Genomic DNA, 17,462 nt, shown 5'->3' with positions numbered 1-17,462 from the left:
TATCAACATTGCATTAACTAGTTTCCTTTACCATCCGCCAACCATAGGCCGCCGTCGCGGCCTGTGGTTCGTGGGTAGCGTATCATGATGCGTCTGAAGATCCTGGCCTCGGCCGCTCCGCTGGCGATTGCTGCCCTGTTTGCGCACGGTGAATTTTTCGCTGCACCCCCGGCCAGCATCGAGATCGCGGGCACATCGGTCCAGATCGCCCCACTCTCCTGGCCGGCACAGCGCCACGTCCGTTTCACCAGTGATGCCTCCCGCGCCACCGTGCGGGTCCAGATTTCCGACAGCGCGGAAGCGGCCGATTTCACGGTGATCGACGACGTCGATACGGCGGAGGCCGGCGCCTGCCACGCCCAGCCGCTTCTGGTCGCGGTCTCCCGCGACACCACAGCGTCCGATCCCGTCATCTATCTCTCGCGGGATGGGCCGGCTGACTACCGGATCTTCGCATCCTCGAAGACCTTTTCTCCACTGAACGCCGCTGCCCTGATCGTCGGTGCCGACGGCAGCCGCCACCGTATCGAAGCATCGCTCTAGGTCGAGCGCGCCCCTTCGACAAACCGGCTTCTGGTCCATGCCTTGTTAGCAGTTCCTTCATCATGATCTCATCGCGGCTTCAACGCGCTGGGCGCCTCAAGCACTTTGCAACGTCGGCGACGCATCGTCTGTCCAGGACAGACAGCCAGGCGCCGACCTGGTTCAACAGCAATTTCAGGGTTCATTGGCGATGGGACGGACCTTCCGAATCAAGCTTCGCATTCGCCGTTTCAGCCGCCGGCATCCCTGGCTGACCTTCACGTTTCGCTCCTTCATGATCTTCTCGGTCGTATTCGGCGGCGCCTACGGATTCATCGCCGGCAGCAGATCGGAAAGCTCCGGCTACGACCCGCACACCTTTGCGATCGGTGCTGCCTTCCTGTTTGCGCTCGCCTGTGTCGCGCTCGCGGCCTTGAGTCTGCGGTTGCGCCTGATGCGCAACAAGATGCGCAAGGTCGCCCTGCACAATGAAACTTTGGCCGACCGGAACTGGGAATTGCAGGAGGCCGAGCAGCGCGCCCGGCGCCTGTTCGAAGCGCAGGGCGACCTGATCGTGCTGCGCGACGCCGAAGGCCGCATCAATTACGCCAATGACGCCTATTGCGACCTCGCGCAAAAGCCGCGCGAGGCGCTGATCGGCACCCGCTTCACGCTCGAAGTTCTCGAACAGGGCGACACCGCGCTGGAAACCAACGGCACCCGCGTTCACGACCAGCAGGTTTCGGGTCCGTTCGGCCCACGCTGGATCGCCTGGCGCGAGGGCTTCGTCCGCAACGACGCCGGGGGACCGGCGGAAATGCAGAGCGTCGGCCGCGACGTCACCGATCGCACCGAAAGCGAGCGGGCGCTGGCCGAGGCCCGCGACCAGGCCAATGCGGCGAGCCGCGCCAAGTCGCGCTTCCTCGCGATGGCCAGCCACGAAATCCGCACGCCGCTCAACGGCATCATCGGCATGAGCGGCCTGTTGATGGATACGCCGCTGACGCCGGAACAGACCACCTATGTCAAGGCGGTGAAGACCTCCGGCGACGCGCTGCTGTCGCTGATCGAGGAACTGCTGGATTATTCCAAGATCGAGGCCGGCAAGATCGATCTCGAACATCGTCCGTTCGCGCTGTCAGGCATGATCGAGGACATCACCGAGTTGCTGGCGCCGCGCGCCGAGGCCAAGCGGATCGAGATCGCCGCCTATGTCGACGAGCGCTTGCCGAAGCATGTGATCGGCGACGCGGCACGGTTGCGGCAGGTACTGCTCAATCTCGCCGGCAATGCCATCAAGTTCACCGCGAGCGGCGGCGTCGCGCTGATCGTCGAACCCGGCATCTGGCCCAACGAAATCAGTTTCCTGGTGCGCGACACCGGCATCGGCATCGCGCCGGAGGCCCGCGAGCGGATCTTCCGCGAGTTCGAGCAGGCAGACGACAAGATCGCGCGCAGTTATGGCGGCACCGGACTCGGCCTGAGCATCTCCGACCGCATCGTCAAACGCATGGGCGGCCGCATCACGCTGGAAAGCCAGCCCGACGCCGGCTCGACCTTCGAAGTGTCGATCCCGCTGATCGCCGCCGACGGCGATCAGACGTCCTTTCCCGTGCCCGACCTGTCCGGCCAGTCGATCATGCTGGTGTCTCCGCAGAGCATCGAGGCCTCGCTGACCGCGCGGCGCTTGCAGCGCTGGGGCGGGCAGGCCTGCATGGTGTCGGACGTGGATGTAGCGGAAGCGCTGCTGCCCGAGCGGCCGTGGCACGCCGTGTTGATCGATCATGCGATCGGAGCCGCCGATATCGAACGGCTCGGCGAAGCCGCGCGGCTGCATGCCACCCAGCGCATCGTGATGTTCACGCCGGCGACGCGGCAGGAATTGCAGCCATCGGCGACCTCCGCCCTCACCGGCTACCTGGTCAAGCCGTTGCGCGCGGCTTCGCTCGCGGCGCGCCTGACGACCGCGCCGGAGATGACCGCGCCGAGCCTGGAGCCCTCGATCGAGCCGGTCGAGACTCCGGCCGCACCGTCGGCCAGGGGCCTGTCGATCCTGGTTGCCGAAGACAACCAGATCAACGCGCTGCTGATCCGTTCGCTGCTCTCAAAGCTCGGACACCACGCCGTCATTACCACCGACGGTAACGAGGCGCTGGAATCCTGGCTGTCGGCGAAATCTGCAGGAAGCCTGTACGATCTCGTGCTGATGGATATCCAGATGCCGAATCTCGACGGCATCGAAACCACCAAGCGGATCCGAAGCCTGGAAGCCGGCCAGCCCGATCGCCGGACGCCGATCCTGGCGCTTACCGCCAACACGCTGGTCGAAGATCGCTACGCCTGTTTCGAGGCCGGCATGGACGGCTTCCTGATCAAGCCGCTCGATCGCGAAAAACTCGCCGAAGCGCTGACGGTGCTGGTCTCGTCACGTCAGATCCCGGCCTAGATCCTGCGTTAAAGCCGCCGCAGCGCGACTGTCTCGACCAGATGATCGAAGCGCTTTTTCAGAATCAACGTCGCGCGTGGTCGGGTCGGCAGAATATTGTCCTCGAGATTGGCGAGGTTGGTGCGTTCCCAGATCGCGATCGCTGTGGCGGTCGCCTCCTCGTCGGACAGCACGGCATAGCGATGGAAGTATGATTTGGGATCGTGGAACGCAGTGTCCCTGAGCGCAAGAAAGCGGCGCACATACCATTCGCGCAGCACCGGTTCATCCGCATCGATGTAGACGGAGAAGTCGAAGAAGTCCGACACGACAGGCACCGCCTTGCCGTCGCGCGGCAGGCGTCCGGTCTGCAGCACATTGACGCCCTCGACGATCAGGATATCCGGACGATCGATCTCGATCCACTGGTTCGGCACGATGTCGTAGACCAGATGCGAATAGACCGGCGCGCGCACCTGCCGGCGGCCGGCCTTGATGTCGGAAAGGAACGACAGCAGCGTCGGCAGGTCGTAGCTCTCCGGAAAACCCTTTTTCTGCATCAGGCCCTGCCGCTCCAGCACGGCGTTGGGAAACAGAAAGCCGTCCGTGGTCACGAGATCCACTTTCGGCCGCGGCGACCAGCGCGCCAGCAGCGCCTGCAGCACGCGCGCCGTGGTCGACTTGCCACCAGCGACCGAGCCTGCAATGCCGATGATATAGGGCACCTTGCGGTCGCGGATGCCGAGGAACTGGCGCTGCGCCTGATAGAGGCGATGGGTGGCGTCGACATAGATCGACAGCAGCCGCGACAGCGGCAGATAAATGTCCTCGACCTCCTGCAGATCGAGACGGTCGTGCATCGACCGCAACCGTTCGAATTCGCCCGGCTCCAGCGTCATCGGTGTGTCGTCGCGCAAGCGCGCCCACTGCTCGCGGGTGAAGATACGGTACGGGTTGTATTGCTGATCGGGAGTCCGGATATCCATGAACTGCCTCTCCGGTCAGTCGCGCTTGCGCGACGCCTTTTCCTCGAGCCCCGATATCGACGTCCGCTGCGCCAGCGCGGCCTCGACCTCGTCGAGCCTGACGCCACGCGCCTTCAACAGCACCAGCAGATGAAACAGCAAATCGGCGCTCTCGGCGATCAGATGATCCCGATCGTTCTCCACGGCCGCGATCACGGTCTCGACCGCTTCCTCGCCCAGCTTCTTGGCGCAGTGCTCCGCGCCCTTGTCGAGCAATTTGCGGGTGTAGGACGCCTCTCCACCTGATGCAGCCCGTGCATCGATGGTGGCGGCCAGATCATGGATCGTGAAACGCGGCATCAACTGAACTCGACACTCAGGCCCGGCCAAAAGCTCACGACGCCTGTCCTGGGACAAAACCTAGCACTTTTGTGACAGGGAGTCGTCAGGGATCGAGCCGCATCGGCAGCCCGGCACGCACCATATGTTCCTTGGCTTGTCGTATGGTAAATTCGCCGAAATGGAATATCGAGGCCGCCAGCACCGCGGTGGCATGCCCGTGACGAATGCCGTCGACCAGATGGTCGAGATTGCCGACGCCGCCGGAGGCAATGACCGGTACGGGGACACTGTCGGCGATGGCCTGGGTCAGCGGCAGGTCGAACCCCTGCCGCGTACCGTCGCGGTCCATCGAGGTCAGCAGGATTTCGCCGGCGCCGAGCGACACCACCTCCTGCGCGTATTCGATGGCGTCGATCCCGGTGGAGTTGCGCCCGCCATGGGTGAAGATTTCCCAGCGCTCGCCGCCGCCGGCGCGCTTGACCCGCTTGGCGTCGATCGCGACCACGATGCACTGCTCGCCGAACTTTTCGGCCGCCTGCTTGACGAACTCGCGGTTGGAGACCGCGGCCGAGTTGATCGAAGCCTTGTCGGCGCCGTGGCGCAGCAGCGTCCTGATATCGTCGATGGTGCGGACCCCGCCGCCGACCGTCAGCGGCATGAAGCAGGCCTCCGCCGTACGGCGCACGACATCCAGCATGGTGCCGCGATTCTCGTGGGTGGCAGTGATGTCGAGGAAGCACAATTCGTCGGCGCCGGCGGCGTCATAGGCGATCGCAGCCTCGACGGGATCCCCGGCGTCGCGCAGGTCGACGAAGTTGACGCCCTTGACGACCCGGCCGTCTTTCACATCGAGGCAGGGGATGACGCGGACCTTGAACATGAGAAGTCTCCTAGCCCGCGGCGCGTGCGTTGCGGATCAGCGTCAGCGCGGCGGCGGGATCCAGCCTGCCGTCATAGAGCGCACGGCCGGCAATGGCGCCGGCGAGTTTTTTGGCGCGCGGCTGCAGCAGCGCCTTGACGTCCTCGATCGAAGCAAAGCCGCCCGAAGCAATGACGGGAATGGAAATGCGATCGGCAAGCGCGATCGTCGCATCGAGGTTGAGGCCCTTCAACAGGCCATCCCGCGCAATGTCGGTGAAGATGATGGCGGCTACGCCGGCATCCTCGAAGCGTTGCGCGATTTCGAGTGCGGTCACCTGCGAGGTCTCGGCCCAGCCTTCGACGGCGACCTTGCCGTCGCGGGCGTCGAGACCGACCGCGACGCGGCCGGGGTATTTTTTCGCGGCGCTCTTCACCAGTTCCGGATCGCGCACCGCGGCGGTGCCGATGATGACGCGCGCAATCCCCTTGTCGAGCCAGGCTTCCACGGTCTTGAGGTCGCGAATGCCGCCGCCGAGTTGCACCGGCATGGTGACAGCATTGAGCATCGCTTCCACCGCCCGTGCGTTCATCGGCTTGCCGGCAAACGCGCCGTCGAGATCGACGACGTGAAGATATTCGAATCCCTGCTCGGCGAAGGATCGCGCCTGCGCGGCGGGATCGAGGTTGAACACGGTCGCGCGCGCCATGTCGCCCTGTTCCAGGCGCACGCACTGGCCGTTCTTGAGATCGACGGCGGGAAAGAGGATCACGGCTTCCACTTCAGAAAGTTCGAGATCAGGGCCAGCCCAAAACGCTGACTCTTCTCGGGATGAAACTGCGTGCCGATCGCCGTGTCCTTGCCGACGATCGCCGTCACCGGCCCGCCGTAGTCGGCGCGCGCCAGCACGTCGGCCTCGTTCGTGGCGTTGAGGTGATAGGAGTGCACGAAATAGGCGTGACGTCCCTTCGGCCCGAGCGGCAGCCGCTCCAGCACCGGGTGCTCGCGGATCATGTCGAGCGTGTTCCAGCCCATATGCGGAACCTTGAGGTTTTCCTCGCGCGGCGTGATCTTCTCGACATCGCCCGCGATCCAGTTGAAGCCCTCGGTGACGACATGCTCCTTGCCGCGCGTCGCCATCAGCTGCATGCCGACGCAGATCCCGAAGAACGGACGCGCCTTGACGCGCACGGCTTCGGTCATTGCTTCCAGCATGCCATTCACGGAATCGAGGCCCTTGCGGCAATCGGCAAAGGCGCCGACGCCGGGCAGCACGATTCGATCGGCGCGGTAGACGGCTTCGGGATCGCGCGTCACCATGATCTTCTGCGGATCCTGCATGCTTCGCGCGGCAAGCTCGAACGCCTTTGCTGCCGAGTGGAGGTTGCCGGAATCGTAGTCGACGATCGCCACGGTCATCGCGGACCTCCCGGCTCCGGAAACAGCCCGATGATCCCGCCCTGCGGCAGCGGCGGCGGGGGTTTTGAAAATGGCTGGCCAGGGATGTTGCGCGTCGGCGGCGGCCCACCGCGCTCCACCGACCATTGGTCGTTGGTCAGGCCGCGCTGCCGGCCGCTCCAACGTTCGAAGAAACGATGCTCGGCCGCCTCTGCGTCGTCGGCCACCACGATGTCGAGCTGACGCCATTTGCGCCGCGACAGCGTCCATCGCTGCAAGGTCGCCGCCTCGAATCCCATCAGGATGGAGATCAAGACGTCGACGACGAAGATGGTGCCGCGGCTGGCGCCGAGCGCCGACAGCCCGATCTGAATTGCGATCATCAGCGCGATCCAGCCAATCAGCACCAGCCACAGCCGATGCCACAACAGCCAGATCACGCTCGCCACCGCTGCCCAGAAATGGAAGCCGTCCCGGACGAAAACGAATTTGTCGGTCGACGCCAAATCAGCGCCGTTGGTGATGGGAGCGTGGACTGTGTAGACCGGCATCGAATGTCTCCGCCGCGAACGTAAAACACAAAGTCAGGAATCAGCCGCCGAGCTGTCCCTTGGTGGAAGGCACTTCGCCCGCCGCGCGCGGATCGATCGCGACCGCGGCACGAAGCGCCCTTGCCAGACCCTTGAAACAGGATTCGGCGATATGATGGCTGTTCTCGCCATATAGGGTCTCGACGTGCAAAGTCACACCGGCGTTGATGGTGAAGGCGTTGAACCATTCGCGCACCAGTTCGGTGTCGAATTCACCCACCTTGTCGCGCGGGAAATCGACCTTGAATACCAATACCGGCCGGCCCGAAATGTCGATCACGACGCGCGACAACGTTTCGTCCATCGGCATGTGGATCGAGGCATAGCGGGTGATGCCCGCCATGGTGCCGAGCGCCTGTTTCACGGCCTGCCCGAGCGCGATGCCGACGTCCTCGGTGGTGTGGTGGTGGTCGACATGAAGATCGCCATCCGCCTTCACCGTGATATCGATGCGGGAATGCCGGGCCAGCAGGTCAAGCATATGGTCGAAAAAGCCGATGCCGGTCGAAACCTTGGACACGCCCGTGCCGTCGAGGTTTACCGCAACCTCGATGTCGGTTTCTTTGGTCTTGCGCTTGATGGACGCCGTGCGCATGAAAACTGCTTCCCTTGGGCCATTTGGGGGCCGAAAACGCGGCCCTTTTAACAGGCGGATGTCACCTTCGCTACTGCGGGATGACGCTTTTGGCGGCTGAACTTCGGCCTATGGTGACCGGAATCCAGGCTCGTTCTATTCTGACGCGTTTTCTTTACGCGAACCGGTCCCCACTTCGCTCGAAAACGCTACGATTGTAACCCACCCCGTCAGCCCCTAAATCTGACGGGAACGAGGACAATCCATGCAAGCATCTGACAACAGCCCGCCGGTCTGGCACGGCACCACGATTTTGACGGTCCGCAAGGGCGGCAAGGTGGTTATCGGCGGCGACGGCCAGGTCTCGATCGGCCAGACCGTCATCAAGGGCAACGCCAAGAAGGTCCGGAAAATCGGCAAGGGCGACGTGATCGGCGGCTTTGCCGGCGCCACCGCGGATGCCTTCACCCTGTTCGAGCGGCTGGAGAGCAAGCTGGAACAGTATCCCGGCCAACTCACCCGGGCAGCGGTCGAACTCGCCAAGGACTGGCGGACCGACCGCTATCTGCGCCGGCTCGAGGCGATGATGATCGTGGCCGACAAGGACGTTTCGCTGGTGCTGACCGGCACCGGCGACGTGCTGGAGCCGGAATCGGGTGTGATGGCGATCGGCTCCGGCGGCAATTACGCGCTGGCCGCCGCCCGTGCGCTGGTCGACACCGACAAGGATGCCGAGGCCATCGTGCGCCGCGCGCTGGATATCGCCGCCGACATCTGCGTCTACACCAACCGCAACGTCACGATCGAATCGCTCTAAAGGAGCCGCCGGTCATGGCGCCGGACTACGTCTTCCGCCCGATGACGACAAGCGATCTGCCGCTGGTCCGACGCTGGCTGGCGGAGCCGCATGTCATGCAGTGGTGGGGCGATCCGTCCGAGCAATATGATCTCGTCAGCGGCGACCTCAACGAGCCCGCGATGGACCAGTTCATCGTCTCGGCCGGAAGCAGCGATTTCGCCTATCTGCAGTGCTACGACCTGACGGCGTGGAATTCGGGCTTTGGCGAACACCCGCGCGGCACCCGAGGCATCGACCTGTTCATCGGCGAGCCCGGCATGATCGAGCGCGGCCATGGTTCGGCGTTCATTCGCACCTTTGTCGACGCGCGCTTGAGGGAAGGTGCGCCGCGCATTGTCACCGATCCCGATCCCGCCAACGCCCGGGCCGTTCGTGCCTACGAGAAGGCGGGCTTTGAAAAAGCTGGTATGGTCGATACACCTGATGGCCTCGCACTCTTGATGGTCCGCAACGCATGACCTCGACCGGCAGTATCGAGAAGGCTCCCACGTTCGGCACGCTTTCGACGTTGCACTGGACGCTAATCGCGGCCGGCATTCTCGTAACGCAGGCCGCCATCCTGTATGGGATGGGACGCCTGCCGATCTGCGCCTGCGGCTACGTCAAACTCTGGCACGGCGTCGTGCAGAGTTCGGAAAACTCGCAGCACATCGCCGACTGGTACACGCTGTCTCATATCCTGCACGGCATCCTGTTCTACGGCGCCGCGGTCCTCGCCTTCCCGCGCCTCGCCTGGCAAGGCCGCCTGATGCTCGCCATGCTCGTGGAAGGCGGCTGGGAACTGGTCGAGAACTCCGACTGGATCATCAACCGCTACCGCGCCGGCACGATCTCGCTGGATTATTTCGGCGACAGCATCGTCAACTCGATCGCAGACAATTTTGCGATGATCGGCGGCTTTTTGCTGGCGAAACGACTTCCGGTCGGCATCACCCTGGCAATCATCGTATTGTTCGAAACCGTGCTGGCGCTGCACATTCGCGACAATCTGACGCTGAACATCATCATGCTGATTCACCCGTTCGACGCGATCAAGAGCTGGCAGAGCGGGCCGCCGATCATCTAGCGGGCCCTGCCCGGCTTGCTCTCGCAACATTTGAGACCTACCTAGGAAACATGACCGACTTTTCTCCCCGTGAAATCGTCTCCGAACTCGACCGCTTCATTGTCGGCCAGGCCGACGCCAAGCGCGCGGTATCGATCGCGCTGCGCAACCGCTGGCGGCGGCTGCAGCTCACCGGCAGCTTGCGTGAAGAGGTGCTGCCGAAAAACATCCTGATGATCGGGCCGACCGGCGTCGGCAAGACGGAAATCGCACGGCGGCTGGCCAAGCTCGCCAATGCGCCCTTCATCAAGGTCGAAGCGACCAAGTTCACCGAAGTCGGCTATGTCGGCCGCGACGTCGAGCAGATCATCCGCGACCTCGTCGAAGTCGCGATCGGGCAGGTCCGCGAACGCAAGCGCAAGGACGTGCAGGCGCGCGCGCAGCAGGCTGCCGAAGACCGCGTGCTCGATGCGCTGGTCGGGCCGGGATCGAGCCCCGCCACCCGCGATTCCTTCCGCAGGAAGCTGCGCGCCGGCGAACTCAACGACAAGGAAATCGAGATCGAGACGCAATCCTCGGGCGGAATGCCGATGTTCGAAATCCCGGGCATGCCCGGCGCGCAGATGGGCGCGATTTCGATCGGTGACATCTTCGGAAAGATGGGCGGGCGAACCAAGACCCGCCGCCTGACCGTCGAAAGCTCGCACGAAATCCTCGTCAACGAGGAAGCCGACAAGCTGCTGGACAGCGACCATCTGGTGCTCGAAGCCATCAGTGCGGTCGAGAACAACGGCATCGTGTTTCTCGACGAAATCGACAAGATCTGCGTGCGCGACGGCCGTACTGGCGGCGACGTCTCCCGCGAAGGCGTGCAGCGCGACCTGCTGCCGCTGATCGAGGGCACCACGGTCTCGACCAAGCACGGCGCGGTCAAGACCGACCACATCCTGTTCATCGCCTCCGGCGCGTTCCATATCGCAAAGCCCTCGGACCTGCTGCCGGAACTGCAGGGACGCCTGCCGATCCGCGTCGAGCTGTCGGCACTGACGCGCGACGACATGCGCCGGATCCTGACCGAGCCGGAAGCCTCGCTGATCAAGCAATATGTCGCGCTGCTGCAGACCGAAGGCGTCACGCTCGACATCACCGACGATGCGATCGACGCGCTGGCCGACGTCGCGGTCGCGGTCAATTCGACCGTCGAGAACATCGGCGCGCGGCGGCTGCAGACGGTGATGGAGCGGGTGCTCGACGAGATTTCGTTTGCCGCACCCGACCGCCATGGCGAGACCATCAGGGTCGACGCCGATTATGTGCAGAAGCACGTCGGCGACCTCGCGAAGAACGCGGATCTGAGCCGGTTTATTCTGTAAGTTTTGCAGATATGATCGTCGTCCCGGCCTCTGTTGCTTGGCACTTTGGTCGACGGCTGGTTTCAACAATAGATGACCGGGGTTGTGGACCCGGCTCAAGACCGGGACGACGGGTGTGAGCTTGCGGGTGTGGCAAAACCACTGGCGGTTGATGCTTGTCGTCAATATCGCCGTGCTGGTCGGGGTGTTCTGGCACAAGATCGCGCTGCCGCCTTACGTCCCCTACATCCACCTCCTCGTCGACTATCACTTCGGCTTCACCAAACGCGCTTTGATCGGCGCGATCATCGCGCTGTTCACGGCCAAGGTGCCGGTGTGGCTGGTGTTCGCACTCAGCGGCACCGTGTGGCTGGTGACGGCCGCGCTGTTCGTCCAGCTGTTCCGGCGAACGTTCGGATTCGACGAAAAGCAGCTGCCGCTGTTCGTGTTCATGGCGGGCTCGCCGTTCTTCCTGAAGAACTTCATGCACACGCTCGGGCATTTCGACATCTACGGCTGCCTGTTTGCGATCGGCCTGCTGCTGATTCCGGCGCGCTCGCTTGGCTATGTCCTGCTCGCTGCGATGGCCTCGATCGCGCTCGTTCTGATCCACCACATCCATCTCCTGATGTATGTGCCGACCATCGCCGCCATCGTGGTGCTGCGGCATTACCTCGTTCAGGGCGCGAGCCGACACAACGTCGCCGCCGGCATCGCGGCGCTTGCCGTGATCGGCGTTCTGTTCGTTGCCGCACAATTCTACGGCACGATGAGGGTACCGGAGAGCGAGTTCATCGCCCATTTGCAAGGCCGGATGGCGGACCCGTCGCAGACGAATCTGCTGAGCTTTGCCTACATCTGGTACCAGCCGCTCGCGAAGGAGATTTCAGATACCTGGGCCCGCCTGCCGCACAATGCGCTCGGCCTGCCGGTGTTTGTGCTGCTGATCTGGCTGCACAGGCCGCTCTGGCGATATTTTCGCGATCTGATCGCGGCACTCGCCATCGAGACACACCGCCACATCGTCACCGCTGCGATCGTGACGGTCAGCCTCGGCTATCTCGTGATGTTCGCGATCGTGTTCGACTATTCCCGCTGGATCTCGAACTGGGCGGTGTGCCTGTTCCTGATCCTGCATGCGGTGAAGATGCTGCCGTCGTCGAAAGACACGCTGCCGATAGCAGCGGATGAAAGGAAGACGATGGTGTTCGGCTGGATCGTCACGCTGATCCCGCGCGTCGGAATCGTGCGGCCGTTTTAAATTCGCGCACGCCGCACCCGGACATATAGCGCGCCCTCGCCGCCATGGCCGATATGGGCTTCCTCAAAGCCGACCACCAGCGAGCGGAATTCCGGCAGGCCGAGCCAGTGCGGCACCTGACGGCGCAACACGCCACGCTCGGACTCAGGCCCCATCTTGCCCTTGCCAGTGATAACAAGCACAAACGTCAGCCCGTCATGGTGGGCGCGCTGCAGAAAACCGAACAGCGCGCGATGCGCCCGCGTCTGCGTCATGCCGTGCAGGTCGAGCCGCGCGTCGATCTCCTTGCGGCCGCGCGAGAGATGCGACCGCTCGCGGCGGCCGATCGGCGCCAGCGGCGGCGGGGATGGTTTCGAGGGCGGAATGATTCGTGGCGGTGCAGCGTGCTTCGGCGAAGCCACCGGTTTCGGCGCGGTGGCGCTTTCGGTGTCCATCGTGACGACTGGCGGCTTCGAAGCCCGCCGTTTGCGCAGCGGCTTGACCTGCTTGGCGACGCTCTCCCACAGCGCGCGATCCTCGTCGCTCAGACCGCGCTTGCGTCGCGGCGGCTCCGGTAGTTCGGGAATCGAACTCGACGGCCGGCGTTTCATCGACGATGGCGGTATCGGCGCGGGTGACGCTGAACCGGCTTTGTGGAAACCGCCTCCACCTGGGGCCGAGGCTCGGGAAGCGGCACCCGCTGCGCGACCGGCGCCTGAATCGCGGCCGTCTGCGCAGGTCCTGGTGCGGGCGCCGGCGCTGCCGCCGGCTTCGCATTGGTCGCATCCGTAACCTCGGGCGGCTTCGCCACCGCCGCGGTTTGCGGAAACAGTTTTGCGATCTTCTCCGACGGCCGGTCGTCCGGCACCGGCAGCTTGCGGCCGCGCGCCGCCGGATCAAGACTCCTGGGCACCAGCATGACGAACCGCGCACCGTGACGAAGGCGGCCGGCGATCTTGCCGGCGTCCAGACCCGCGCCGAAATAGAGATCGGCGCGCGCGGGTCCGATGATGGCGGAGCCGGTGTCCTGCGCGATCATCAGGCGGCGGAACGGCGTCTTCGATTGCGCCGTCTCGATCGGCAGTTCGCCCTCGATGAAGAACGGCGTGCCATAGACATGCAATGATTTGTCGACCGCGATCGACCGGCCCGGCGTCAGCGGCACGCCCTGGGCGCCAACTGCCTCGTCCTTGTCGGAAAGCTGCACCTCGCGAAAGAAGACATAGGACTTGTTCTGCCGCCGCAGTTCGTCGGCCTCGTTGGGATTGTTTTCCATCCACTCCCGGATCTTCTGCATCGACATCTGATCCCGGGGGATGATGTTGCGCTCGATCAGGATGCGGCCGACCGCCGTATAGGGATAGCCATTATGGGCATCGTAATTGATGCGGACCGTCGAGCCGTCATCGAGGCTGACCCGTGCCGAGCCCTGAATCTGCGAGAACAGCAGGTCGGCCTGTTCCTTCAGGTAGCAGATTTCGAGCCCGCGGCCCGCAATGGCGCCATCCTCGATCTCACCGCGGTCGTAATACGGCACCAGCTTGCGGCGGCCGATCTTGCGAAACACCTGGCCCTTGTTGGGCAGGCCGGCGGAAGCCTGCGTGGTGCCGCGGACGAACAGGTTGGAAGGCCGGCGATAGACCGGCACCTTGTAGACTTCGTTCTCGGTCCGCGAACCATCGACGATGGGCTCGTAGTAGCCGGTGACGAAGCCCTCGCCTTCGCCAAGACGCGAAATACGAAGGGGAAGAAAATGCTCCTCGAAGAAAGCCTTTGCCTTCGGATCGTCGGATAGTTCGAGGCCTTTGGCGACCTGGCAGGGGTCGCGCAGCGAGGTGCCGAGCGCCTTCGGATCGGCCGGCGGCGTTTTCTGCGCCGCTATCGGCTTGCAGCTGACGCGAAACGCCTTGTAGGCCGCGAGATGATCGTCCTCGCTCCAGCCCGCGATCTCCGACCAGGCCACCGGCGCATACTGACCGCCGTTGACCTGGAACGGCAGTTCAAGCTCGGGATAGGGCAGGTGCCGCTCGGCAGGCGGAGGCGGCTGCTTGTGTGCACGCGAATGACGCGCGAGCGCATCCACCGGAGCCAGCGAACACGCCAACGCGAATGCAGCACACGCAACGCCGGCAAGGCGTCGCGTCTCAGGCCGCGCTTCCGGTGCCAACCAGCTTCCAGTTCGGATCGCGAGAACCTGTATCGCGGGCGAATGTCCAGACATCGGTGATATCGGCGACCTTATCGGGGTTGCCATCGACAATGGCGCCGGTCTTGTCGCGGGTGACCGAGATCATCTGCGACACGAAGCGAACGGTGAGCTGTGCCGCACGGTCGCGCGCTTCCGCGCTCACCAGCTCGGCCTTGTCGATCGAAACAAACCGCGTTTCGGTTTTCTGCTCGTGCTTCTCGCGATCCTTGATCACGGTCTCGAAGCTGTCATAGACGTCGCTGGACAACAGATCCTTCAGCGCGCGGCGGTCGCCATTGGCGAAGGCCAGCACGATCATCTCGTAGGCGCTGCGGGCGCCGGCGATGAAATGCCGGGGATCGAACGAGGAGTCGTGGGCGACGATGGCATCGAGTCCCGCGGCAAGCGGCGTGCCCGGTTCGGCAATGCCCTTCCAGCGGTCGGCGGGAGCGACATCGGCGCTCGGCGCAAGCGGCGCCTGATCTATGACGGCTCCCGGCATCGGGACGACGTTGTTGTTGTCCTGCGTCCGCTGCACGACATTGGGCGCGGCGCGATCGTAGGGCGGCCGTTCGCTTCCGGTGCGCTGCCCGAGGACGCTGCGCAGGCGCAGGAAGATGAACACCGCCAGCGCCAGGAAGATGATAGTGTAAATATCCACGTCGCATTCGCTTTCTGGTTCTAACGTCGGCAACGGACCCGGCGGCCGAGCGTTCCCTGACGAGAAGCTCTCTTACGCGTTTTCCCTGAGAACGGCAGAGAATACATCATCGATTGAGACTACTGCATGTAGGCAAGTGCATGTAGGCATGAAACTACGCCCGGCCAATGGCGCGTTTTGGCGCAACCGAATTGTAGCGCGTTTTAGCCGCAAGGGGAAACCCGATCGTGCCCGGAAATCGCGCATATTCAGATATTTAGGTCTGCCGGCAGCTCCGTGTTAGGCATATCTGCCACATTTGGCGGAGAGTCCAATGACCGAACCGTCGTCCTTGTGGAACGAGGCGGGGCTATGATAGCCACTCGCCCGGAAAAGACATCGCGCCCACCGGGCGAATTCAGGCGAAAACGGGCTCCGCTCGCCAGCTTCAGGAGAGAGTTTCATGACCAACGGCAACGGCGCACCTCCCGAGCAGGCCCCTCCCCAGCTCAACGTGCTGGCACAATACACCAAGGATCTGTCGTTCGAGAATCCGAACGCCCCCGCCTCGCTGGCCCCGCAACAGCAGCAACCGGCGATCAATATCCAGATCAACGTTTCCGCGAACAATCTCTCGGAAAACGAGTTCGAGGTGACGCTGTCGATCGAGGGCAAGGCCGAAAACGCCGGCAAGGTAATGTTCAGCTTCGAGCTGGCCTATGCCGGCGTATTCCGCATCGTCAACGTGCCGCAGGAAAACCTGCACCCGCTGATCATGATCGAATGCCCGCGCCTGTTATTCCCGTTTGCGCGCGAGATCATCGCCACCGCCGTCCGCGACGGCGGTTTCCCGCCCTTGATGCTCGATCCCGTCGATTTCGTCGGCCTGTACCGCCAGAACATGGAACGGCAGGCCGCCGCACAGGCTGCTTCCGGCGCAAAGCTGAGCTGACCCTGCAAACCGCGCGCAAAAGTAAAATTGCGAAAACAACCCCATGCAAAGTAGCATGGGGTTAAGCCGCGATCGGCTTCCTGGCGGCTGGTCGGATGGGTTGAGCCCTTGCGAAACCCATCGATCCCGATCGCTGAAGCATGATGGGTTTCGCGAAGAGCTCAACCCATCATACGGCCTAGCCGGCAGCCGGCAGGAAATCGTTCCAGATCGGCTTGTCGCCCAGGGTCGCGACGAACGCGCGATGCGCCTCGCGGTCGGCGTCGCTGACGCGCGGGGCCAACGGCACTTCGCGCTGCCGGCGCGGCGTGTCGCCGATGCCGCTGGTGATCGTGATGCGGGTTTCCGACGCCAGGATCAATTGCGACTGCCGCGCCCCGATCAGGTCGATATAGACTTCTGCCAATAATTCGGCGTCGAGCAGCGCACCGTGCTTGGTGCGGCGGGAATTGTCGATCGCATAGCGTGAACAGAGATCATCGAGGCGGTTCGACACGCCGGGGTGCTTGCGCCGGGCCAGCAGCAGCGTATCGACCAGCCGGTCGCGCAAGATCGGCTGCCGCTTGACGCGATCGAGCTCGGCATTGATGAAGCCGACGTCGAACGAGGCGTTGTGAATGACGAGCGGCGCGTCGCCGATGAATTCGAGGAACTCCTCGACCACCTCGGCGAACAGCGGCTTGGTGGCGAGGAATTCGCTGGACAGGCCGTGCACGGCAAACGCTTCGGCCGGCATGTCGCGCTCGGGATTGATGTAGCGATGGAACGTCTGCCCGGTCGGCATGCGATTGAAGATCTCGACGCAGCCGATCTCGACCAGTCGATCGCCGCGCAGCGGATCGAGGCCGGTGGTTTCGGTATCGAGGACGATTTCGCGCATGGGGCCTTAACGAAGCTGGAGTCGTGGCGAATCAGATCCGCCGCCGTGGCATCTTAACGACCTCGGCCAGGATGTCCTTGATTCGGGCACGCACCGGATCGAGTCCATGCGAGGTATCCACCACGAAATCGGCACGCCTGCGCTTTTCCGCGTCGGGCGTTTGACGCGCAATGATTGAATCGAGTTTCGCGGCATCCATAGTACCGCGCGCCAGTACCCGCTCGCGCTGCAGTTCCGGCGACGTCGTCACCACGACCACGGCATCGACCCGCTTCTCGCCGCCGGTCTCGTAGAGCAGCGGTACATCAACGACGACGACCGGCGCGCCGGCGCGTTCGGCCTCCTCGAAGAATTTCTGCCGGCCGGCCCCCAGCATGGGATGAACGATCTGCTCGAGCTGCTTCATGGCCGCGGGATCGTGCACCACGCGTTCACTGAGCTTTTGCCGATCCACCTTTCCATTTGACGTCGTGCCCGGAAAGGCGGCTTCGATCGCCGGGACCGCTGCGCCCTCGTAGAGTTTGTGAACCTCGGCATCGGCGTCGTAGAGCGGAACGCCGGCTTCGACGAACAGCTTTCCCGTCGTCGATTTTCCCATGCCGATGGAACCGGTGAGACCAAGAACTAGCAT

At 63.6% G+C, this 17,462-nt stretch carries 20 protein-coding genes; 8 read left to right on the top strand and 12 right to left on the bottom strand.

From position 1 onward, the window contains the following. Nucleotides 1-84: 84 nt before the first annotated feature. Nucleotides 85-543, top strand: a complete 459-nt coding sequence (locus QUH67_RS01250) for a hypothetical protein (RefSeq protein WP_300944845.1) — start codon at nucleotides 85-87, stop codon at nucleotides 541-543. Nucleotides 544-733: 190 nt separating this feature from the next. Continuing rightward, nucleotides 734-2,968: a PAS domain-containing hybrid sensor histidine kinase/response regulator gene (locus QUH67_RS01245; protein ID WP_300944844.1), complete on the top strand. Its 2,235-nt coding sequence runs from the start codon at nucleotides 734-736 to the stop codon at nucleotides 2,966-2,968. Nucleotides 2,969-2,976: 8 nt separating this feature from the next. Here QUH67_RS01245 and coaA read toward each other — a convergent pair whose 3' ends face one another. The 7 genes from coaA to hisB form a co-directional block, all read right to left on the bottom strand. Further along, complete coding sequence (gene coaA / locus QUH67_RS01240) at nucleotides 2,977-3,933, bottom strand: type I pantothenate kinase (protein ID WP_300944843.1); 957 nt, start codon at nucleotides 3,931-3,933, stop codon at nucleotides 2,977-2,979. Between the two features lie 15 nt (nucleotides 3,934-3,948). Continuing rightward, entirely contained in the window at nucleotides 3,949-4,272 is a 324-nt protein-coding gene (locus tag QUH67_RS01235) for a phosphoribosyl-ATP diphosphatase (RefSeq protein ID WP_300944842.1), read from the bottom strand. 85 nt (nucleotides 4,273-4,357) lie between these two features. After that, nucleotides 4,358-5,134, bottom strand: a complete 777-nt coding sequence (gene hisF, locus QUH67_RS01230; protein ID WP_300944841.1) for an imidazole glycerol phosphate synthase subunit HisF — start codon at nucleotides 5,132-5,134, stop codon at nucleotides 4,358-4,360. A gap of 10 nt (nucleotides 5,135-5,144) precedes the next feature. Beyond that, nucleotides 5,145-5,894, bottom strand: coding sequence for a 1-(5-phosphoribosyl)-5-[(5-phosphoribosylamino)methylideneamino]imidazole-4-carboxamide isomerase (gene hisA, locus QUH67_RS01225; protein WP_300944840.1), 750 nt, complete (start codon nucleotides 5,892-5,894; stop codon nucleotides 5,145-5,147). After that, on the bottom strand, nucleotides 5,882-6,532 hold the full coding sequence (gene hisH / locus QUH67_RS01220) for an imidazole glycerol phosphate synthase subunit HisH (RefSeq protein ID WP_300944839.1): 651 nt from the start codon (nucleotides 6,530-6,532) through the stop codon (nucleotides 5,882-5,884). The genes hisA and hisH overlap by 13 nt, the downstream gene beginning before the upstream one ends. Next, nucleotides 6,529-7,062 carry a DUF2628 domain-containing protein gene (locus QUH67_RS01215; RefSeq protein WP_300944838.1) on the bottom strand — a complete coding sequence of 178 codons (534 nt, stop codon included), beginning with the start codon at nucleotides 7,060-7,062 and terminating at the stop codon, nucleotides 6,529-6,531. Before QUH67_RS01215 ends, hisH begins: the two co-directional genes overlap by 4 nt. Nucleotides 7,063-7,102: 40 nt before the next feature. After that, complete coding sequence (hisB, locus tag QUH67_RS01210) at nucleotides 7,103-7,696, bottom strand: imidazoleglycerol-phosphate dehydratase HisB (protein WP_138832119.1); 594 nt, start codon at nucleotides 7,694-7,696, stop codon at nucleotides 7,103-7,105. A 244-nt stretch (nucleotides 7,697-7,940) separates the two neighbouring features. Here hisB and hslV point away from each other — a divergent pair, with 244 nt between their 5' ends. From hslV to QUH67_RS01185, 5 genes are all read left to right on the top strand, one after another. After that, on the top strand, nucleotides 7,941-8,492 hold the full coding sequence (gene hslV, locus QUH67_RS01205; RefSeq protein WP_300944837.1) for an ATP-dependent protease subunit HslV: 552 nt from the start codon (nucleotides 7,941-7,943) through the stop codon (nucleotides 8,490-8,492). A gap of 14 nt (nucleotides 8,493-8,506) precedes the next feature. After that, the gene (locus QUH67_RS01200) at nucleotides 8,507-8,992 is read left to right on the top strand and encodes a GNAT family N-acetyltransferase (protein ID WP_300944836.1); all 486 of its coding nucleotides are present in this window, start codon (nucleotides 8,507-8,509) and stop codon (nucleotides 8,990-8,992) included. Beyond that, the gene (locus QUH67_RS01195; protein WP_300944835.1) at nucleotides 8,989-9,600 is read left to right on the top strand and encodes a DUF2585 domain-containing protein; all 612 of its coding nucleotides are present in this window, start codon (nucleotides 8,989-8,991) and stop codon (nucleotides 9,598-9,600) included. The genes QUH67_RS01200 and QUH67_RS01195 overlap by 4 nt, the downstream gene beginning before the upstream one ends. Nucleotides 9,601-9,650: 50 nt before the next feature. Further along, nucleotides 9,651-10,952, top strand: a complete 1,302-nt coding sequence (gene hslU / locus QUH67_RS01190) for an ATP-dependent protease ATPase subunit HslU (RefSeq protein WP_300944834.1) — start codon at nucleotides 9,651-9,653, stop codon at nucleotides 10,950-10,952. A gap of 151 nt (nucleotides 10,953-11,103) precedes the next feature. Next, nucleotides 11,104-12,192: a hypothetical protein gene (locus QUH67_RS01185; RefSeq protein ID WP_407080504.1), complete on the top strand. Its 1,089-nt coding sequence runs from the start codon at nucleotides 11,104-11,106 to the stop codon at nucleotides 12,190-12,192. On the opposite strand, the gene QUH67_RS01180 is transcribed toward QUH67_RS01185, so the two are convergent. The 3 genes from QUH67_RS01180 to QUH67_RS01170 are packed head-to-tail and all read right to left on the bottom strand — an operon-like array spanning nucleotide 12,189 to nucleotide 15,020. After that, on the bottom strand, nucleotides 12,189-12,782 hold the full coding sequence (locus QUH67_RS01180) for a Smr/MutS family protein (RefSeq protein WP_300944832.1): 594 nt from the start codon (nucleotides 12,780-12,782) through the stop codon (nucleotides 12,189-12,191). The two genes, QUH67_RS01185 and QUH67_RS01180, sit on opposite strands and share 4 nt — an antisense overlap. After that, entirely contained in the window at nucleotides 12,779-14,338 is a 1,560-nt protein-coding gene (gene mltA / locus QUH67_RS01175; protein ID WP_407080391.1) for a murein transglycosylase A, read from the bottom strand. The genes QUH67_RS01180 and mltA overlap by 4 nt, the downstream gene beginning before the upstream one ends. Further along, a complete protein-coding gene (locus QUH67_RS01170; RefSeq protein WP_300944830.1) occupies nucleotides 14,316-15,020 on the bottom strand; it encodes a Tim44/TimA family putative adaptor protein in 705 nt (234 codons plus the stop codon). The genes mltA and QUH67_RS01170 overlap by 23 nt, the downstream gene beginning before the upstream one ends. A gap of 442 nt (nucleotides 15,021-15,462) precedes the next feature. On the opposite strand from QUH67_RS01170, the gene secB reads away from it, so the two are divergent. Further along, nucleotides 15,463-15,951: a protein-export chaperone SecB gene (secB, locus tag QUH67_RS01165; RefSeq protein ID WP_300944829.1), complete on the top strand. Its 489-nt coding sequence runs from the start codon at nucleotides 15,463-15,465 to the stop codon at nucleotides 15,949-15,951. 178 nt (nucleotides 15,952-16,129) lie between these two features. Here secB and dnaQ read toward each other — a convergent pair whose 3' ends face one another. After that, nucleotides 16,130-16,831 carry a DNA polymerase III subunit epsilon gene (gene dnaQ, locus QUH67_RS01160; protein ID WP_300944828.1) on the bottom strand — a complete coding sequence of 234 codons (702 nt, stop codon included), beginning with the start codon at nucleotides 16,829-16,831 and terminating at the stop codon, nucleotides 16,130-16,132. 31 nt (nucleotides 16,832-16,862) lie between these two features. After that, complete coding sequence (gene coaE, locus QUH67_RS01155) at nucleotides 16,863-17,462, bottom strand: dephospho-CoA kinase (RefSeq protein ID WP_300944827.1); 600 nt, start codon at nucleotides 17,460-17,462, stop codon at nucleotides 16,863-16,865.

It is taken from the genome of Bradyrhizobium roseum (assembly GCF_030413175.1).
Classification (GTDB): domain Bacteria; phylum Pseudomonadota; class Alphaproteobacteria; order Rhizobiales; family Xanthobacteraceae; genus Bradyrhizobium; species Bradyrhizobium roseum.
This window is presented reverse-complemented; position numbering and strand designations above follow the sequence as displayed.